Here is an 18,174-nt window from a genome sequence, read left to right as displayed (position 1 = left end):
CCGGGCACCTCCGACGGCACCTCCGGAGCGTGATCGACAGGTATCCGACAGGAAGCGCACCCGGACGGCGGCATGCCCTCCGTGGAAGGTGGCGCACGTTATCCCCTGTACAGCGGGCAAAATCTCCCCTGTGAAAGACGAACGCCTGACCGGCATGTGGACGGATGAAATCTTGCATCCGGGCAGCGTCGAGTCCGTCGACCTGGTGTTCCGCGGCGACGGCACCGGATGGCTCTACTGGGCGAGCTGGAGCACCGAGTTCGCGGTGTCCCGCTTCACCTGGGCGACGCCCACTCCGGGCGAACTGGTCCTGAAGTTCCATCGCGCCCTCGGCGGCACTTGGTCGAACGACGACGGCGTCATCCGCCACGACGTCGAGACCGACGAGCAGGAGGAATCCGTGGTCGAAACCGGCTACGCGATCGCGCCCGGCGAGGCCCCGTACGACACGCCGGTGACCCTGCTCTCGCTGGCTCGCCCGCTGACCGAGCACCTGGCGGGCTCGCGGTTCGCATGGGTCGAGAAGCCGGAATCGCTCAGCGATCCGTCCGCCGGTGCTCCGCGGCCAGACCCGTCCAGCCCCCGCTGACCGCCAGCACCTCGAGCACCCGTTCGGCATGCTCGGCGAAACCGGCCAGATCCGCGTGCAGCAACGAGATCCGCTCGGCGTCGAGCGGGACCTCGTCGTCGGCCCACAACTCGATCACCGTACTGGCGGTGAACACGAGGAATTGGATGATGCGGATGAACTCCTCGGACGGCACGGCCACCGCCTTGCGGTAGCCCGTCTCGATCTCGTCGCAGGCCGCGACCAGCTCGCGCAACGGCCTCACCACGTCGGCCGCCGTCCCGTCCCACGCGGCCGACGGCCACGTGCGATCCCCGAGCTCGAGCCACAACCGCCAACCGGCGATCAGCTCGGCCTCGTCATGCGGTGTCCACGACACCGGAGCGGACCAGAACATCCTTCGAGAGTGACAGGGTCCGCGCTTGATCGCCGCCCCTCCGTGAACCATCTCACCGAGGCTCGATCCACTTGTTTAACCGATCGCCCACCCCCAGTGACGCCTCTAACCTGAGGTCGTGCCTGACGCGAACCAGCCCTGGTCGGGCAACGACGAGAAATTCAACCGCACCTGCCACGCGCGCTGGCGCGAGCGACTCAACCGAGGAGCACCCGGAGAGCCTTACCTCGACGACTGGCACGGCGAACAATGTGGCGGATGTGCCATGTGGGTCCCCTTGCACGGCCGGCTCGGCGACGACTACGGCGTCTGTGCCAATGCGCACTCGATTTTCGACGGGATGGTTCGCTTCGAACACGACGGCTGCACCGCTTTCACCGAACGCGGTGACGGTTCGTTCGGCTGACCCGCGCCGGAAGTACGTGGGCGTCAGCCCTTGTGCAGGGCGTGCGCCATGACCATGCGCTCGATCTGGTTGGTGCCTTTCGTAGACCTGGGTGATCTCTCGGCCGGTTTCGGCTGTGCTGGCAATCTTGCCTGAAAACGGCCTCTGACCTGCTTAACGTCTCTCGCCAGTTCTCGGTGGATCTTGGCCCTACCCGGCGTCTGACGGCCTGGCTCACTTCGGGACTTTGGCATGACAGCCGACGATCACGGGTTCGGCAGGGATTCGCAGGTGCCGACCGCGCACCACGCATGCGAGATTCCCCCACCTCGCTGCTTACCCTCACCGGTTCGCCTTTCGCCACGGGCGCCCCGTGCGCCTGTCGAGGGGACTGCCTGGAGTACGGCGCACTACCCGCTGACCTCTGACAGGTTTCAGCGGTACCGACCTGTCCGTGCCTCTTCTCTCCGCTTCCCTCGCCCCGCCATCTCTAGCGCCGGATCGATCGCGTCAAGGCACGGTTTCCCGCCTTGATGCGGGCGGGCCGGTGTTGGACGCTGAGAAGCGAGGGACCTCCTGATGACCGCTGCGCGTCGATCGAGTGAGCCAGGAGATTGAGTTAAAGTGCACCCTGGATCTTCGTCGGCGGCCCGCTGCGCGGTGCCGCTCGTCGGCGGGCCCGCCGCGACCGGAGCGGCAGGCCGTCCGTGTCGCGTGGGCGGAGCCCGCCGTACGGGTGGTGACGTGCGCGCCGCCGACGGCGGCGCCTTGATCCTTTAGAGCCAAGTTCGGCAGCTACTTATGCTTCTATCACGAGAGGAAGTCCTAGGTCTCTCTCGTGCTCAGCCAAACTTTGATCAACCTCTGCCAAAAGCACAGACATAGCCTCTACTACCACAGCACTCGCCTTACCGGTCAGAGTACCTGGCGCCAAAAATTCCAGCACATCTATCCACTTAGCTCGACTCTTCGGGTCCCGAAGCCTCCCGTTTCGGAGCGAGTTAAAGAACAGTTCAACCGCAGGTTCCGATGCGCGCCCCATTAAGTCTTTCAAGCAATCCCAGTCAGCCTTTGAACTAAATCTCCTCAACAGGAATACCTGCAAGGCAGTTGAAATATCTTGCTCGCTAGCAGCAATTTTTGCGAAATTTCGATGAAGTAGTCCAAACCCCGCAAAAGAATACATATCACCCACATCAGGATCATTTCCAACCCAGATGCGATTAATATACAAGACGCCGTCGATTACTTTTCTTGCACCATCAGCAACGCGTGGATCTTCCGATTCAATGATCACAGTCAATGCATCCCGCAAAATTCCCGCGATCGGCATCTTAGTTCTCCACGCATATATAGACATATTGCCAGGACTATTTGAGAACGACAGCATATAGAATATCTTTTCGGCCAGCTCATTGGTTACCTGTCGCGAATAATACAAGCTATACATTAGATCAAAGATCACGCCGAAACTATTAGAATCAGCCTTGAAATTGCTCCTAGCTAACGTGACTAGCGAACTTACAACGAACTCTTCGATCTCCACACTTCCGCGCAAACGATTATTTATCAACGTCATGAAGACGCGCCGACTTCGATCCGGAAGCAGACTCTGCTGCCTCAAATTTTCAACGACAAGGTTGCCATAGCTCACAATATCCTCATCCGATATTGTCGGATCTTTTACCCGCCCACCAGCTACCACCTCATCCGCGAGCTCCCATAGAACAGACACAGGACTCCCTGTTGAGCTAAAGCTGGACAGCTCGTTCGCGCTTATACTACGTGCATTCAAATTAGATGCACGCAACGAACCCGCTTCCTCTGATTCCAGGATCCGTCGATTGATAACTCGTTCGAACATAGTCCATTTCTCAAGCCCAGCATTTCCCGCAAATTGTATCAACACATCACAGTGACCTGCGTGATCAAGATCTTCACTACGGCGCAGCTTTTCCATTAATAGCCTGATAGCGGGTCGCCAATAGATATGGCTACTGCCGCTCAACTTGGACAGGCATCCATGCCGGGCGTGCTCATCGATAAAGCGCATACAGCGCTCAGCACTGACACGGGAAACAACACCAACCAGCAGGTGCAAAAGCCACGGAAGCACGAGAATGCAACGCGCTTCATCGCCAGCTACTTCCGACAGCTTTTCTTCGATATTGCCGTCAATAATATACTCTGGAACCTCTTTTCTTAGCTGATCAAGAATAGCGGTAATCTGCGCCCTTTCGGAATCCCGGTAGTTCATCTCGAAGTAATCTTGCTCTACTTGAGTAACAGCGCCCAGCAAAAGCACGGAGTGGACAATTTGCTTCGTCAAGTCCTCACTCCACGGAGCATCAACCAAACTATGCGGTCCACTCCGGTGGGAGTGCAATATATTTGTCGGAGTGAAACCCCACCGCCGGATCAATAACGCCAGAATTCTCCACAAGTTTTCCTTGCGAACTCCATCAAGCAGCAAGCGATCTACTGCGTTCAGTACGCCCTCAGGTCCTAGGTCGGCGATCGCATCGACAACCTCGGACTCGTCAATCATGTCGATAAGCTTCTGCGCTACCCCGACACCAGTTTCGTCCACCGAAAGCTGCAATCTCAAAATCGCGCGTAGCGCAAATCGTGAAGTTTGATCTCCGCGGGCGAGCTTACCTACCGCCATCACCTGCAGTCGCGAGTCAATATCGCAGTGCTTCAGCAAGTGTGGTATATGGACAATATGATTTGCGTCTAGCAGCTCGATCTTATGTTCAAGTAGCGGACTAACGTGATCTTCAATATCTTCGCGCGGCAATTTTTGGAGTAGCTCAGTTATCATTGCTACCCGCTGTTCGGTAAGTCTACCATCGAAGGCTTCGAGGCCTATTTCGAGAAGTCTCCGTTGCTGTCTTCTATTGTGACCAAATGCCCTGTCCGCAGCAAGCTCAAGCGCCAGCATGCTCCCGCGCTTAGCAATCGATGAGAGTCTTTCCCGGTTGAGATTATGGCAAACATCAACAATATTACTGCTCTCGCCGGAGTAATTTCTACCGACTCTTCCAGCAAAGAATAGGGCAACGTTCCGCCAGTGATCGAGTCGAGCGATCGCGTCAAAGCGCCGATAGCGCATTTCAGTGTCAGTAGATGTGTCAGTCAAGTGACTAGCCGCAAAGAACTCTTGAATAGATCTAAGTTCAAACCCAAAGAAGTCCGATCTGGGCTCAACAAGCAGAACCAGGCGCTCTCCAGCTTCCCGCGTTATTGCGTGCTGGACCATTCTTATCCGTTCGATCGACGAGAACGGGTCACAATGACCAAGATACCTTACTACTTCTAATTCATAGTCGTTTCGAACAAGCGCCGCTCCGGCAGCAGTAGCATACGTTGCTTGCTCATGCAGGATATAGGCAATATACTTGTGTAGACCGACAAGCTTTTCCTTCTCCGAACTGATTACATTTCTACCTTTCGCAGTCTCGCGTTTGTAGATCACCTCGAGGTACTCATTGAACAGCGCTTCGCGTTGCCGCGGCGGCGTTCCGCCAGCTGAAATAATGAGCACGAGAATCGTGACTTGAAGCGGAGTATTTGTTAGCAAGCTAATCTGTGGATCCATGAGGCATTCGTCGATGTTAGAAATTAGTCGATCAGCTTTACCAGGCTCAATTGCGCGCGCTTCGATCCATCTTCGCACGTAATGCCTCACCTGTTCAGCAGATAGCCGCACAAGCCTTAGGTGCATGTAGATCTTCGGGTCGAACTGGTTAGAGTATCCAGTAGGTCTCGTAGCAGCGAGGATCTGGACGTCTGCCTCTAACGTTTCACGACACTTTTCAGTGAATTCAGCCAGACACTCAAGAAGAGTCCGCCTGATTTCTTCTCCGCTGACTTCGTCGAGACCGTCAAAGATGAGAAGTGTCGGGTTATTTCTAATTACGCCATGCAAGTCTCTAACAGATATTTCACGCGAAGTTGCCTGCTTTACGTGCTGCACTATATACTCATCTAATGATAGTGGCGTATCGCGACTGCTGCCCTCATCTGTTCGCGCGAGCCATTGAGCAAACTCTCGAAGAACAACCCTAAAGGGAATACGCGGTACCAGCGGCGTGAACTTATCGTCTATCAGTATTTCGTCTGTCTTTCCGACCATGCCGGCCCTGTGAAGCTGTGCCAAGTACTGTCCCACAGTCGACTTACCTTCACCAGGCCCGCCCACCAGAACCAGACTGTCGAGAGTGTCGGTCGTCAGCAACTGTAAAGGTGATACAGCAACCTCACCAGTGCGTGCTAAAATTTGGCCATTTTGGCGACTGAACCTGTCCAGGGCGACAATCGCTTTTCGATTTCTTGCACTGTTTGCAACGAACTGGTCAGAAGCTAGCAGATCGAAGAAGACCTGTTGAATTCGTACCGGTTCGTCTGACACATCGCCCGCCTGATCAAGCTGGGCGTTTTGATCACGCATGTATAAGACCTGTGCATACTGCTTGATAGTGGTAGCTGTTTCGTCCAATTCTCGATCATGAAGCTGAATGAGTTGATGAAGAACATCACCGGCGACAATAAAATGCAGGTATGCCGTGCGAATTGACGAATAATTTTCTAGGTATCGGCTAATATCATCCGCGCCCCATACATGAATATTCTTGATGCGGTCTAGGTATCTCGGTGCAATTTTGTTGTTAATCGCGTCAATAGTACCCGCTCGCGCTACGCCAGTTAAGGGAACATTGGTAGCTAGAATGTAGTTATCGCAATCGTAGCCATATTTGTTGACTATCTTATCTAGCTCAGAATCTAAGTCCGCAAGAATTTCTTTACGAGCTTTATCTGGCCCGATCTGCTCAAGATCATGGAACTTAGCCTGGAAGATCCACTTTCCCGAGAATCGGTTAGACGCCGACGGATAAGGCGCCTCTCCTACGTAGGTTGCCTCTCTCGCACCATCCCGCCCGGCACCAAATGTGATTGTCCCAGAACCGATTATCTTTTTCAATAGTGCCTGTATGAGCTTTTCGAACTCATTGCTTCCAAGTCGATTTAGATTATAGGTCGGCACTAAGCACCCTCCCGCCGCTTGCAAGTGGCCAGCTACGCTACACCAATAACGTTTGTTTGTCGTTGCATCGAACTTAGATGTTTCAAGTTTCCGACTAACGTCCAATTGTTAATCACTGTTGGTGTATTTCCGCAAACGCAGTGGCGCATTGCTTCGACTAGAAACAAGGATGTCGATGGTCCTACACGACCACTTCTCCTGCGAGACCTATGACACACATCTGGATGGCAAGTCAACGTCCAGATAGGTGACGAGGCAGGCCGCTTCCAGGACACGTGCGCCTCCAGTCATGCCGCACACATTGCCGATGAGACGATCTCTACGCTGTTAACGTGGAGGTATGCGTGGTGGTGCGGGTGAGCAGCTCAGCATCGGGGATGCGTATCGCCTTCTACCGGCAGCGGCGTGGTCTGTCGGAGGCGGTTCTTGCTGACTTGGCGGGTCGCGCTGAGGGCTGGCTGAGCAAGGTCGAGCGCGGTGACCGCGAGATCCGGCGCCTGGACGTGCTGGCTGACGTCGCGCGGGGCCTGCGGGTGACCCTGGGAGACCTCCTCGGCGAACCTGTGCTGACGGAGGACGTGGACAAGAACGACGACGTTCCGGCCATCCGTGACGCTCTGATGGCCCCGCGACGGCTATCCCGCGCTCTGTTCTCCTCGGCCATGTCGCCGGAGTACATCGACCCCAATGCCGTTAAGTTACCGTTTGCCGATTCCTGTATCTGACTCTGAATTTGATGCGTGTCGCAGTAGAGGAAATGCTTGATGGTGATTTAATGGCTGCATGAGAAATTCGCCTCTGGCCTCAGGTGAACGGATCGTCGACCGAATTGGAATTGGCGTTCTGACGCGGGTATTTCATCGTGACCTGGTGGACGAGGTTCTCATTTCAACGGGTAGCCTGGAACAGCGACAGCGTCTACTGCCGGCGAGGGTTGTCGTGTACTACGTGCTCGCCTTGGCTTTATTCTTCGCTGATTCATACGACGAGGTCATGAGGAAGCTCGTCAATGGACTCAGATTCGGGCGCGCGTGGCGCGACGACTGGCGTGTTCCGACACCGTCCGCGCTTTCGCAAGCCCGGACGCGACTAGGCCCCGGTCCGCTGCGTGAGTTGTTCTTCCGTGCGGCTGTAACTGATGAGCAAATTAGTCCGCACGACAACTTGCCAGCCAAGTCACGAGCGGGCTCGGCAGGCCATCGACGCGGTGTTCGGGCGGCCTGGCACCCATGACGGCCTGGAGGCGGCCTGATCATGAGCAGCCAGCGCCGCCCGAACTACCGGATCAAGATCAAATCAGCCCTTGAGCAGGGCGCGCGCCATGACCATGCGCTGGATCTGGTTGGTGCCTTCGTAGATCTGCGTGATCTTCGCGTCGCGCATCATGCGCTCCACCGGGAAGTCGCGCGTGTAGCCCGCGCCGCCGAAGAGCTGCACGGCGTCCGTCGTCACCGACATCGCGATGTCCGACGCGTACGCCTTCGCGGCCGCGGCCATGTAGCCGCCGCGCTTGTCGCCGCGTTCGGTCGCCGCGGCGGAGGCGTAGACGAGGTTTCGCGCGGCCTCGATCTTGATGCCCATGTCGGCCAGCATGAACTGGACGCCCTGGAACTCCGAGATCGACTTGCCGAACTGCTTGCGCTCCTTGACGTACGCGATCGACGCGTCGAGGGCGCCCTGCGCGATGCCCAGCGCCTGCGCGCCGATGGTCGGGCGCGTGTGGTCGAGGGTGCGCAGCGCGGTCTTCAGGCCGGTGCCAGGCTCGCCGATGATGCGGTCGGCCGGGATGGTGCAGTTCTCGAAATGGATCTCGCGGGTCGGCGAGCCCTTGATGCCGAGCTTCCGCTCCTTCGAGCCGACGGTGAAGCCGGGGTCGTCCTTGTGCACGACGAACGCGGAGATGCCGTTGGCCTTCTTCTCCGCGTTGGGGTCGGTCACCGCCATCACGGTGTACCAGGACGATTCACCCGCGTTGGTGATCCAGCACTTGGTGCCGTTCAGCACCCAGTGGTCGCCGTCGAGCTTCGCACGGGTGCGCATCGACGCGGTGTCCGAGCCGGCTTCGCGCTCCGAAAGGGCGTACGACGCCGAAGTCTCACCGGAGGCGATCGACGGCAGCACCAGCTTCTTGAGGTCTTCCGACGCCGAAAGAATGATCGGCTGGGTGCCCAGCTTGTTGACCGCCGGGATGAGCGACGCCGACGCGTCGACGCGCGCGACCTCTTCGATCACGATGCAGGCGCCGATGGCGTCCGCACCCTGGCCGTCGTAGGCCTCGGCGATGTGGACGGCGTTGAAACCCGACTTGACCAGCGCGTTGTACGCCTCGATCGGGTACCGCTCGTTCTCGTCGACCTCGGCCGCGTACGGCTCGATCTCCTTCTCAGCCAGGGCACGGACCGCGGCCCGCAGCTCTTCGTGCTCCTCGGCAAGCTGGTACAGACCCGGGCCGTCAGACACCTTCGTCACCTCTTCATAACGCGAATGGAAGTTCGACCGATGTTAGCGCTCGTTCACATTGTGCGACATCGCGAGCGCTTGTGTCTTTGGCCGCAAAGTCCGTACGTTCGGGTGATGCAGCTCACTCAGCTTCCCAGGTCGCTCGACTATCCCGAGGTCCCGGTCGGCTCGATTCTGGCCGGCGCCGCTGCTCGCTGGGGCTCCCGCACGGCCTTCGCCCACGGAGACCAGAGCCTCACCTTCGCCGAAACGTACAGCGCGGCCTGCAGGTTCGCGAACGCGCTGCGCGCGGAGGGCATCGAGCGCGGCGACGTCGTCGCGCTCCACCTGCCGAACTGCCTGGCGTACCCGGTCGCGTACTACGGCACGCTGCTCGCGGGTGCCACCTTCAGCCCGGCGAACCCCCTGCTCCCGCCGGACGACCTCGCCGCCCAGCTCGCCGACGCCGGCGCGGTCGCGGTCGTCACCGTCGGTCCTGTCGCGCGAGTGCTCGCTTCTATCCGGGACCGGACGTCGGTACGGCTGAGCATCGTCGTTCACCCGCCCGAAGCAGTGGGCGACGACGAGGTCGAGTTCACGAAGTTCTACGCCGATCACTCCGACGAGCGACCGGACGTGGAGATCGACATCTATCGCGATCTCGCCCATCTGGCGTACACCGGCGGCACGACCGGTCGTTCGAAAGGCGTCTGCCTGCCGCACCGGAACGTCGTGGTCAACAGCCTGCAGAGTTCCTGCTGGCGGCTGGGCGCGGTCCCCGCGCTCGACGACGCCGGCGAGGTGACCGTCGACCAGCTCGGTGAACCGGACGAGTGGCCGTCCCGGATCGGCACCGGGATCGCACTCAATCTGACGCCGTGGTTCCACGCGATGGGCACCATCGCCGCTCTCAACGTCCCGCTGCTCGACGGCGGCACTGTCGTCCTGCACGACCGTTTCGACCCGGCCGCCTACGTGGCCGACGCCGAGATGCTGCGGGTCACCACCATCGGCGGCGCGCCCGCGCTGTTCGCGGCACTGCTCGCCTGCCCGGCCTTCCACACGGCCGACCTGTCGTCCGTGCTGACCATCGGCTCCGGCGCGGCTCCGATGAACCACGAGATGATCCGCGCCCTGCAGAACCGGTTCCCCGGCGTGATCATCACCGAGGGCTACGGCCTCACCGAGGTCACCATGGGCGCGGTCATCGCGCCGTCCTACCGTTCCGCCACGCGGAAGGTCGGCTCGGTCGGGCTGCCGTTGCCGGACACCGAAATCAAGATCGTCCCTGCCGAAGGCGGCGAAGACCCCTTACCTGCCGGAGAACGCGGCGAGGTGTGCATACGCGGGCCACAGGTGATGACCGGCTATCGCAACCGCCCGGAGGAGACCGCGGCCGCGCTCGTCGACGGCTGGCTGCACACCGGCGACATCGGCATCCTCGACGAGGACGGCTATTTGTCCATAGTGGACCGCAAGAAGGACATGCTGCTGTACAAGGGCTACAACGTCTTCCCCCGCGAACTCGAAGAGCTGCTGATCACCCTGCCCGGCGTCGCGGCGGCGGCCGTCGTCGGCAAACCGGACACCGAGGTCGGCGAACTGCCGGTCGCGTTCGTGGTCCGCAACGACGAGAACGTCACGGCGGAGCAGCTCATGGAGGCGGTGGGCGCCCGGGTGCTGCCGTACAAACGACTACGGGCGATCCACTTCGTCGACCAGATCCCGGTGTCCGCCGCCGGGAAGGTGCTCAAGCGGGAACTGCGGAAGCAGCTCGCCGAATGAGCGATGGTCAGTCGCTCATGTTCTCCGCAGATTGGCGATCAAGAACTCCGCAGCCTTACGCGTCCCGGCGCACGAATCATTCCCCAATACTGAGAACCACTCGGGCCGTTTACCGCGTACTCGACAAGCAGCATTTCCGTATCGGTGATCCCCAGATACAGGTCACAAGCCCCCGGGGATGCACTGCGGCACGTACTCGACCTGGGGTATTCCGTCGATGGACAACTCACGCCATCCCGAATACCGCTGGGGATTGTCGTTTCTGACCTCAATCAGTTCGGCCAGGTTGTTCGGCTTGACTACGGCGTGATATATCCCGAGAATCGGCTTATTTGGATCACTCCACGCACATCCGAGCATACCCTCCCTACCGCCGCCCCTTGTCACTTTCTCCGGCGGGTCGACAATAAGCGCGGCAACCTGGTCGGTCTTCGATATTCCACACGGGAAGCGGGAAAAACGAGCACTCTCCAAGGGGCGTTCGACGGGAGTGATCGGAATCGCAGGCTCGACTTGCGCGGCAGCCGGCGGCTCGCTCAGGAACAGCATCAGACTCAATCTTCCACTTCCTCTGATCATCTATCCCCGAAATTGAAGGCGGTCAGCGGCCGCGGAGATTACCGATCACAAGCTCCGCCGCCTTGAACGCGGCCGCACATGTGTCGGTACCCCAGTACTGAGAATCGTATTCAGCAGGGAGCTGGTAGTGGAATTCGAGTGCCGCTTCGTCCGATACGCCGACCGTCAGACCACAGGACTTCATGTCGCCGAACAAATGGTACTGAGCGGCAGGCAATCCGCCGATCGACAACTTTCGCCAGCCGGGATAGAGCCCAGGGTCACGTTCAGTGAGCTCTGTCAGTTCGGCGAGTGTTTGTTCTTTACCGGCGGGAAGTTGCACGCGCAACTTGGGCCCGTCCCAGATAACCCACGCGCACCCTGTCGGCGCCAAAGGGGCGGGACGGGGTTCGACCCGTTCCGGCGGGTCAATGATCAGTGCCGCTATGTCCTCACGCTTCAACGAGCCACATGGATTCACTCGAAAAGGCGCAAGATCAACTGGCCGCACAACTGGAGTGATCGCTATCTCGCCGCCCACTTGGGCCGGCGCCGGCCGCTCCTCGAGTAAAGTGTCCGGCTTTCCCAGGCCACATCCGGCGATCAGCGTGACCACCGCGAACAAGACGACAGACGCAGACCTCACGTTATTCCGGAACAGCATCCGGCTCAACCTTCCATTGCTTCTGCTCGTCCAGTCCGGAACCTGCTCGAAGATCGGGTACTTCGACGAAGTTCGTCCGAATCTGCAGGAGGCCGATAGCGCTGGTCGTGAAATTTCCGATGGCCTCGATCGCCTCGTCGAACAACGCGCTGATCTTCTTCACCAGTTCACCGAGCGCCTCGATAACCGAATCGATGACATCGGCGAGGGTAAGCAAGTTCACTCCTGGAATGACAGCGGTGAGTGCGGCCACCAGCGCTTTCAAGTCAATCTTGGCAAGCTCTCCGGCGCACTCCCCCAAGAATGTGATGGCCGAACCATAGGTCTTGATCACCTCGTTCGCGATTCCGGCCATCACCCCGGAAATACCCGCCACCGCCTCCTGCTCCGACTTGAGCGCATTGGTGACGTTGGCGGCATGGGCGACGAACTGGTCCGCGGCCCTGCCGGTCCAGGTTCCCGCCAACGCCTGGACGGCGGCGCCGATGTCGTCGTGCGCCTCCTGGATGGTGGCGTTGCTCGCGAACCGGAACGCGATCTCCTGGATTCCTACGGCGTTTCCGAGAAGCCGTGTCCGGATATCGTCGAGCATCCGGAAAATGTCAGGACGGCCGACAAGCGGAAGCGCGGCGAAATCACGAATTTTCTGGTCTGCGGCGACCGGATACGGCGGCAGTTCACCCATGGTCATCCACCGTCCTTTTCGAGTTCTCGGAGGCGCTTGTAGTACTCCTCGTCCTGTGCGTCGTAGTAGTCGGCGGCTTTGTCCATGGCGTCACCCAGTTTATACAGGCGATCAAAACCGCGATTACTTTTCGCCTGTAAGTCGGCGATCATCTCGTTGAAAGCTTCGATGATGCGCGCTTCCTCGCCGAGCATGCCGACGTCGTGGACCCCGAGCCGCAATCCTTCAATATCGACAGTGGCGAAATCACGAAGGCGCCCCGCGGCATGAAAGACATCCTCGGTCGCCCTGCGAAGGGATTCGGGGTAGACCTCATAGCCTGAGCCGCTGGAGCCGAGCGGATCGAACGGGCCACTCATCGAAGGCTTCCCTTCTCTGCTTCCTCGATCACCGAGTCACGCCTCGTACGCGCGGTGCTTTCCGCGGCATTGATCGCCTGCAGGACGTGCCGGGCCAGACTCGCCTCCGTCTGCGTCTCAAGGGCATCGGGGTTCAGTTCGACCGAGACCAACGACCCCATACCGTCCACCACAATCGTGCCGAGCCCCGCTGGGATGTGCCAAGTCAGCATCGCCGTCCGGCCACTTTCCGCGGCCTGCTCGATCGCGGCGACCCTGGCATCGATTTCCTTGGCCAGGTGGTAAAGCCTGTCGTGGGTGTTCACCGGTGGCCGCCCTGGTCGTCGGGGTCCTCATCGGAGAGAAAGTCGACCTGGTCGAAGCTCTCTTCATAGGGAGCTTCACCTCTTGGCGTCCGAACTCCCCGACCTGCCGTGGCGGGTTTCACCGATGACGGTCGACTAGGACGCTCCACCCCTTGATCCGCTGCAGCCGGCGTGGAGTGCGGAGTCGGCTCTTTGCCGACCAAGGCCGCCAGCTCCGGCACCGCCGCCGAGTGCGCGACGCCCCGCGCGGCGTGGACGGCCTGCACGATGCTGCTCCCCAGCAGTCGCGGGTGCGCGCGATCCAGCGCACCGGCCGAAATCCGCAGATCGACAAGCCTGCCTCGCCCGGTCACCGTCGCGGCGACCAAGTGATCCGCGGACCGTGCGGTGTGGGTGGCCTGGTCGAGCCGAGCCTCCATGGCTCGCGCTTGATCCCGGAACTCTCGCGGATCCCGTGGCGCCGTCATGAGCGCATCACCAAGCAAAGCATTCGTACCCCCTCCTCCACCGCCGGCGATTCTGACCGGCAGTGCCCGTCTGACACCCTACTGTGACGGACTACAGACGCAAGGAGGTTCCACCGAACCAGGTAGTTCGTCGCCGAACTACCACATCCAGAGGACGAAACGCGGTCAGCCTTCGACGCGTTTGCGCAGGGCCGCGTCCTTGTCGAGCACCAGCTGCTCCAGATCGGCCTGGAACCGGGCCATCTTCGCCTGCAGCCCCTCGTCGGACGCGGCGAGGATCCGCACCGCGAGCAAGCCCGCGTTCCGTGCCCCGCCAACGGAAACCGTCGCGACCGGGACCCCGGCCGGCATCTGCACGATCGAGAGCAGCGAGTCCATGCCGTCGAGGTACTTCAGCGGCACCGGCACGCCGATCACCGGCAGCACCGTCGCCGACGCGACCATGCCCGGCAGGTGCGCGGCACCGCCGGCACCCGCGATGATCACGCGTACGCCGCGCGAAGCCGCCGACGTCGCGTAGTCGAGCATCCGCTGCGGAGTGCGGTGTGCCGAGTAGACACCGACCTCGTATTCGACGCCGAACTCGGCCAGCGCCTGCCCGGCCGCCTCCATCGTCGGCCAGTCCGAATCGCTGCCCATGATCACGCCCACCTGCGGCGCCATGCTCACACTCCTAGTGAATCTCGTAGCCGTCGAGCCAGACGGCGTGGGAAAGCCAATGCGCGGAGAGCAGCGCGCGGTCGCGCAACTCCTCCATGCGTTCGCCCACGAAATTGACGTGGCCGAGTTTGCGGCCGGGGCGTTCTCCCTTGCCGTACAGGTGAACGCGGACGTCCGGGTACCGCGCGAACAGGTGATGCAGCCGCTCGTCCGGTCCCATTTCGGGTGCCTCGGGGGCGCCGAGGACGTTCGCCATCACGCAGGCGGGGGCGATCAGATCGGTCACCCCGAGCGGATAATCGAGCACGGCACGCAGATGCTGCTCGAACTGCGACGTCTTCGAGCCGTCCTGCGTCCAGTGTCCCGAGTTGTGCGGGCGCATGGCGAGTTCGTTGACCAGCAGGCCTTCGTCGGTCTCGAACAGCTCGACGGCGAGCAGGCCGGTCACGTTCAGCGTCGCGGCGATCCGCAGCGCGAGATCCTGCGCCTCCTGCGTGCGCTCGGAACTCAGCCCCGGCGCGGGCGCGAGCACCTCGGTGTTGATCCCGCCGGACTGCACGGTCTCCACCACCGGCCACGCCGCGCCCTGTCCGAACGGGGACCTGGCCACCAGCGCGGAGAGTTCGCGCCGCATGACGACCTTTTCCTCGACCAGCAACGGGGTTCCGGCGTCGAGCAGTTCGGGGACGGTTTCGCGCGCGTGCTGCGCGGTGTCGAGCATCCAGACGCCGCGGCCGTCGTAGCCGCCCTGCGCCGCTTTGAGCACGACAGGCCAGGAGTGCTTGTCGCCGAAGGAGATCACGTCGTCCACAGAGGACACTTCGGCGAAATCGGGGCCGGGGATCTCGAGTCCGGCCATCATCTCGCGCATGACGAGTTTGTTCTGCGCCATCGACAGCGCGGCCGGATCGGGCCGGATGGTGACGCCTTCCATCGCGAGCGTCAGCAGGTGCTCGCCGGGAACGTGCTCGTGGTCGAAGGTCAGCACGTCGACCCCGGCGGCGAACGAGCGCAGCGCTTCGAGGTCCGTGTGGTGCCCTTGCACGACCTCGCCCGCGACGAGGCCCGCGGAGTCGTTCTCCCCCGCCGCCAGCACGCGCAGGGACTGGCCGAGGGAGATCGCCGCCTGGTGGGTCATCCTGGCCAGCTGCCCGCCGCCCACCATGCCGACGATCGGAAGACCGGTTCGCTTGTCCACTACTGCCGCACTCTCCCGCTCCGAAAAAGCCGATGCCGCGGATGAGATTACTTGGCCGCCACCGCCGCGACCTGGGCGGACCCGCGCCGCAGCTCCCGGACGGCCAGTCCTGTGATGGCCGTCGCAGCCGCGAGGACGTAGACGTTGCCGAGCAGCGACCAGCCCAGCCCCCAGCCGAACTCGGTGTCCCCGCCGTTGGGCACGAACATGATCACGCCGCTCACGAACAGTACCGCGACCCCCGCGGCCGGAACCCACGATCGGCGGACGACGAGCAGGACCAGCAGCGGCACCGTCCACACCCAGTGGTGTGACCAGGACACCGGCGAGAGCAGCAGCCCGTAGAACGCCGTCACCAGCAGCGCGCCGACCGGATCACCGCCGCGGTGCAGGCGCACGACCAGCCAGACGGCGGGGACGGCCAGGACGGCGGCGATCGCGATGGCCACCGTGAGCGACCACGGCGCGAGTTCCGAAGCGCGGTTCACCAGCCCGTTGAGTGACTGGTTGAAGATCCAGTGCACGGAGCCGACCCGGCTGGGATCGGTGGCCGCCTCGGTCCAGAACCGGAAGGCGTCGCCGGGGATCACCGCGAACATCACCGCTTCGAGCGCGACGAAGGTGCCTAGTGCCCGCACCGCGTCCTTCCAGCGACCGGTGAACAGCAGATGCGGCACGAAGATCAACGGCGTCAGCTTGATCGCGGCCGAGATGCCGATCAGCACCCCGGCCCACCGCGAACCACGCGCCGAAAGCACCAGGACGTCGAGGACGATCAGCGCCATCAGGACGATGTTGATCTGCCCGAGGAAGATCGTCTTCCAGACCGGCTCCAGGGCCAGCGCGCCCGCCGTGGCCAGCGGCAGGACCCACCACCGGGTGATCGGGGCACCGCAGGCGCGGGCGACGGCGGAGATCACGACGCTGAGGCAGACCAGGGAGAGCGCGCCGACCACACCCCAGGTCAACCCCGCCGGGACGATCGCGAGCGGCAGGAACAGCGGCGCCGCGGCCGGGGTGTAGGTGAAGGGCAACAGCACCCACGGCGGCAGTGTCGTCAGCGCCTCGCGCGTGTAGAGCGGTTCACCCTTCAGCAGGGTGAGCGCGCCGGCGCGGTAGACGGCGCTGTCCGCGCCGAGGTGCCATTCACCGAGCCAGGCCACGATGCCCACCACGAGCATCGCCAGGGCGAGCGCACCCGCCAGCGCGGCCCCGACGACCCGGGGCTCAGCCGCCGGTCGTGACTTCAGCATGCTCGCCGTCGTCCCCCGCAGCGTCACGCCCGGCCGCCGTGAGCCGCTTCCGGCGCAGGTACCACCACCGCCCGGCGAGCGCGAGTGCCAGCACCAGCGGCATGAAGATGTACGCGCTGCCGAGGATGTTCTGCCACACCTTCCAGTGCAGCTCGACGTTGCGGCCGTTCGGCAGGATCAGCAGCACGCAGCTGATGAAGACGAAGAACACCGCGAAGGTGCCGAGCCAGCGTTTCCACGCGGTGGCGGGCGTGGTCTGCGGCAGGCGCGAGACCAGCAGGACGACCAGCGGCACGACCCAGACCCAGTGATGGGTCCAGGAGATCGGCGAGACCAGCAGGATCCAGAACGCCGTCACCAGCATCGCCGCGAGCGCCTGGCCCTTGCGGTGGAAGCGCAGCACCAGCCAGATCGCCGGGATCGCGAGCAGCGCGCCGATCCCCATCGCCGCCTTCGACGCCCAGGGCGCGAGTTCGGTGAAGCGGTTCATCAACGCGTTCAGCGACTGGTTCCCCGCCCAGTGCACCGGGCCGATGCGGCCGGTGTCGGGCAGGGTGTAGGTCCAGTACCGGGCCGCGTCGTGCGGGATGATCAGGAACATCAAGCCCTGCATCACGACGAACGTGACGAGCCCGCGGACGGCGTCCATCCGGCGGCCGGTGATGAACAGATGCCCGAGGAAGACGATCGGGGTGAGTTTCACCGCGGCCGCGACGCCGACGAGCACCCCGCCCCAGCGGCTGCCTCGGGCGCCGATGACCAGGATGTCGAGCATCACCAGCGCCATCAGGATCAGGTTGATCTGACCGAGGAAGATCGTGCGCCAGACCGGTTCGAGGCCGAGGAAGACCAGGAAGAACGCGATCGTGGAGCGGGCGGGCGAGGCCCACCAGCGGGGACCGTCGGCAGGCGGCTTCGGCAGCGCGCCGATGGCGATCCGGACGCACAGGGCCATCGCGAGCAGCGAGACGGCGGTCAGCAGCCCCCAGGCGACCTGTGTCGGAACCAGCGCGAGCGGGATGAACAGCAGCGCGGCCGTCGGCGGATAGGTGAACGGCAGCAACGCCCACCACGGCTCCACCGGAAGGGTGTTGGCGTCGTACAGCGGATCGCCGTTGAGCAACGTCTCGGCGCCGGCGCGGTACACCGCGCTGTCCACGCCCAGCACCCATTCGTGCTGCCAGCCCCAGATACCGAAACCGATCGCGACCAGCGGGATCACCGAGAGGATCAGGATCGACCTCGGCCGGACCGACAAACGGGCGAGCGACTTGCGCAACGAAAGGCGATGCTGCGGTCGGCTCGCCGAAACGTCGCCGTTCGGATCGGCGGGAACAGTCCGGGTCACGGAAACAGGAAATCATGAACCGGGTCGTCGCTGGTCGACCGGGTCGCCCGTGACCT

At 61.9% G+C, this 18,174-nt stretch carries 16 protein-coding genes and 2 pseudogenes; 5 read left to right on the top strand and 13 right to left on the bottom strand.

Annotated features, from left to right (window positions below; translation table 11 throughout):
• Positions 1-130 precede the first annotated feature (130 nt).
• Complete coding sequence (locus ACZ5ZX_RS39095; RefSeq protein ID WP_465507037.1) at positions 131-589, top strand: hypothetical protein; 459 nt, start codon at positions 131-133, stop codon at positions 587-589.
• Here the strand turns inward: ACZ5ZX_RS39095 and ACZ5ZX_RS39090 are convergent.
• Entirely contained in the window at positions 537-965 is a 429-nt protein-coding gene (locus tag ACZ5ZX_RS39090; RefSeq protein WP_465507036.1) for a hypothetical protein, read from the bottom strand. The two genes, ACZ5ZX_RS39095 and ACZ5ZX_RS39090, sit on opposite strands and share 53 nt — an antisense overlap.
• A gap of 118 nt (positions 966-1,083) precedes the next feature.
• On the opposite strand from ACZ5ZX_RS39090, the gene ACZ5ZX_RS39085 reads away from it, so the two are divergent.
• Positions 1,084-1,371, top strand: a complete 288-nt coding sequence (locus ACZ5ZX_RS39085) for a DUF3027 domain-containing protein (protein ID WP_465507035.1) — start codon at positions 1,084-1,086, stop codon at positions 1,369-1,371.
• Positions 1,372-2,149: 778 nt separating this feature from the next.
• Here the strand turns inward: ACZ5ZX_RS39085 and ACZ5ZX_RS39080 are convergent.
• Positions 2,150-6,397, bottom strand: coding sequence for an NACHT domain-containing protein (locus ACZ5ZX_RS39080; RefSeq protein ID WP_465507034.1), 4,248 nt, complete (start codon positions 6,395-6,397; stop codon positions 2,150-2,152).
• 340 nt (positions 6,398-6,737) lie between these two features.
• On the opposite strand from ACZ5ZX_RS39080, the pseudogene ACZ5ZX_RS39075 reads away from it, so the two are divergent.
• Both ACZ5ZX_RS39075 and ACZ5ZX_RS39070 read left to right on the top strand, forming a co-directional pair.
• Positions 6,738-7,095, top strand: a pseudogene (locus ACZ5ZX_RS39075) (helix-turn-helix domain-containing protein); the annotation flags it as partial.
• An 85-nt stretch (positions 7,096-7,180) separates the two neighbouring features.
• Positions 7,181-7,531 (top strand): annotated as a pseudogene (locus ACZ5ZX_RS39070) (transposase domain-containing protein); the annotation flags it as partial.
• A 162-nt stretch (positions 7,532-7,693) separates the two neighbouring features.
• Here the strand turns inward: ACZ5ZX_RS39070 and ACZ5ZX_RS39065 are convergent.
• Positions 7,694-8,866, bottom strand: a complete 1,173-nt coding sequence (locus tag ACZ5ZX_RS39065; RefSeq protein WP_465507033.1) for an acyl-CoA dehydrogenase family protein — start codon at positions 8,864-8,866, stop codon at positions 7,694-7,696.
• Positions 8,867-8,971: 105 nt separating this feature from the next.
• On the opposite strand from ACZ5ZX_RS39065, the gene ACZ5ZX_RS39060 reads away from it, so the two are divergent.
• Entirely contained in the window at positions 8,972-10,621 is a 1,650-nt protein-coding gene (locus ACZ5ZX_RS39060; protein ID WP_465507032.1) for a class I adenylate-forming enzyme family protein, read from the top strand.
• 162 nt (positions 10,622-10,783) lie between these two features.
• Here the strand turns inward: ACZ5ZX_RS39060 and ACZ5ZX_RS39055 are convergent, their stop codons facing one another.
• The 10 genes from ACZ5ZX_RS39055 to ACZ5ZX_RS39010 form a co-directional block, all read right to left on the bottom strand.
• Entirely contained in the window at positions 10,784-11,170 is a 387-nt protein-coding gene (locus ACZ5ZX_RS39055; protein ID WP_465507031.1) for a hypothetical protein, read from the bottom strand.
• Positions 11,171-11,222: 52 nt separating this feature from the next.
• A complete protein-coding gene (locus tag ACZ5ZX_RS39050) occupies positions 11,223-11,795 on the bottom strand; it encodes a DUF3558 domain-containing protein (protein ID WP_465507030.1) in 573 nt (190 codons plus the stop codon).
• Positions 11,796-11,826: 31 nt separating this feature from the next.
• Positions 11,827-12,534 carry a WXG100 family type VII secretion target gene (locus ACZ5ZX_RS39045; protein ID WP_465507029.1) on the bottom strand — a complete coding sequence of 236 codons (708 nt, stop codon included), beginning with the start codon at positions 12,532-12,534 and terminating at the stop codon, positions 11,827-11,829.
• Entirely contained in the window at positions 12,531-12,887 is a 357-nt protein-coding gene (locus tag ACZ5ZX_RS39040; protein ID WP_465507028.1) for a hypothetical protein, read from the bottom strand. Before ACZ5ZX_RS39040 ends, ACZ5ZX_RS39045 begins: the two co-directional genes overlap by 4 nt.
• On the bottom strand, positions 12,884-13,192 hold the full coding sequence (locus tag ACZ5ZX_RS39035; protein WP_465507027.1) for a YbaB/EbfC family nucleoid-associated protein: 309 nt from the start codon (positions 13,190-13,192) through the stop codon (positions 12,884-12,886). Before ACZ5ZX_RS39035 ends, ACZ5ZX_RS39040 begins: the two co-directional genes overlap by 4 nt.
• Positions 13,189-13,659, bottom strand: coding sequence for a YbaB/EbfC family nucleoid-associated protein (locus tag ACZ5ZX_RS39030; RefSeq protein WP_465507026.1), 471 nt, complete (start codon positions 13,657-13,659; stop codon positions 13,189-13,191). The genes ACZ5ZX_RS39035 and ACZ5ZX_RS39030 overlap by 4 nt, the downstream gene beginning before the upstream one ends.
• Before the next feature lie 165 nt (positions 13,660-13,824).
• Positions 13,825-14,322 carry a 5-(carboxyamino)imidazole ribonucleotide mutase gene (gene purE, locus ACZ5ZX_RS39025; RefSeq protein ID WP_037316097.1) on the bottom strand — a complete coding sequence of 166 codons (498 nt, stop codon included), beginning with the start codon at positions 14,320-14,322 and terminating at the stop codon, positions 13,825-13,827.
• A 10-nt stretch (positions 14,323-14,332) separates the two neighbouring features.
• On the bottom strand, positions 14,333-15,517 hold the full coding sequence (locus ACZ5ZX_RS39020; protein WP_465507025.1) for a 5-(carboxyamino)imidazole ribonucleotide synthase: 1,185 nt from the start codon (positions 15,515-15,517) through the stop codon (positions 14,333-14,335).
• A 47-nt stretch (positions 15,518-15,564) separates the two neighbouring features.
• Positions 15,565-16,770: a glycosyltransferase 87 family protein gene (locus ACZ5ZX_RS39015; protein WP_465507024.1), complete on the bottom strand. Its 1,206-nt coding sequence runs from the start codon at positions 16,768-16,770 to the stop codon at positions 15,565-15,567.
• Complete coding sequence (locus ACZ5ZX_RS39010; RefSeq protein WP_465507023.1) at positions 16,745-18,118, bottom strand: glycosyltransferase 87 family protein; 1,374 nt, start codon at positions 18,116-18,118, stop codon at positions 16,745-16,747. The genes ACZ5ZX_RS39015 and ACZ5ZX_RS39010 overlap by 26 nt, the downstream gene beginning before the upstream one ends.
• Positions 18,119-18,174 lie beyond the last annotated feature (56 nt).

Source organism: Amycolatopsis sp. NPDC033938 (genome assembly GCF_055575975.1).
The sequence above is the reverse complement of the archived record's forward strand: the minus strand, read 5'-3'. Positions and strand labels throughout refer to the sequence as shown.

What these genes read in the sequence shown, in the direction of transcription:
- ACZ5ZX_RS39055 (WP_465507031.1), bottom strand. Translation starts at nt 11,170, where the DNA reads ATGCTGTTCCTGAGCGAGCCGCCGGCTGCCGCGCAAGTCGAGCCTGCG.
- ACZ5ZX_RS39015 (WP_465507024.1), bottom strand. Translation starts at nt 16,770, where the DNA reads ATGCTGAAGTCACGACCGGCGGCTGAGCCCCGGGTCGTCGGGGCCGCG.
- ACZ5ZX_RS39045 (WP_465507029.1), bottom strand. Translation starts at nt 12,534, where the DNA reads ATGACCATGGGTGAACTGCCGCCGTATCCGGTCGCCGCAGACCAGAAA.
- ACZ5ZX_RS39040 (WP_465507028.1), bottom strand. Translation starts at nt 12,887, where the DNA reads ATGAGTGGCCCGTTCGATCCGCTCGGCTCCAGCGGCTCAGGCTATGAG.
- purE (WP_037316097.1), bottom strand. Translation starts at nt 14,322, where the DNA reads ATGGCGCCGCAGGTGGGCGTGATCATGGGCAGCGATTCGGACTGGCCG.
- ACZ5ZX_RS39030 (WP_465507026.1), bottom strand. Translation starts at nt 13,659, where the DNA reads ATGACGGCGCCACGGGATCCGCGAGAGTTCCGGGATCAAGCGCGAGCC.
- ACZ5ZX_RS39060 (WP_465507032.1), top strand. Translation starts at nt 8,972, where the DNA reads ATGCAGCTCACTCAGCTTCCCAGGTCGCTCGACTATCCCGAGGTCCCG.
- ACZ5ZX_RS39090 (WP_465507036.1), bottom strand. Translation starts at nt 965, where the DNA reads ATGTTCTGGTCCGCTCCGGTGTCGTGGACACCGCATGACGAGGCCGAG.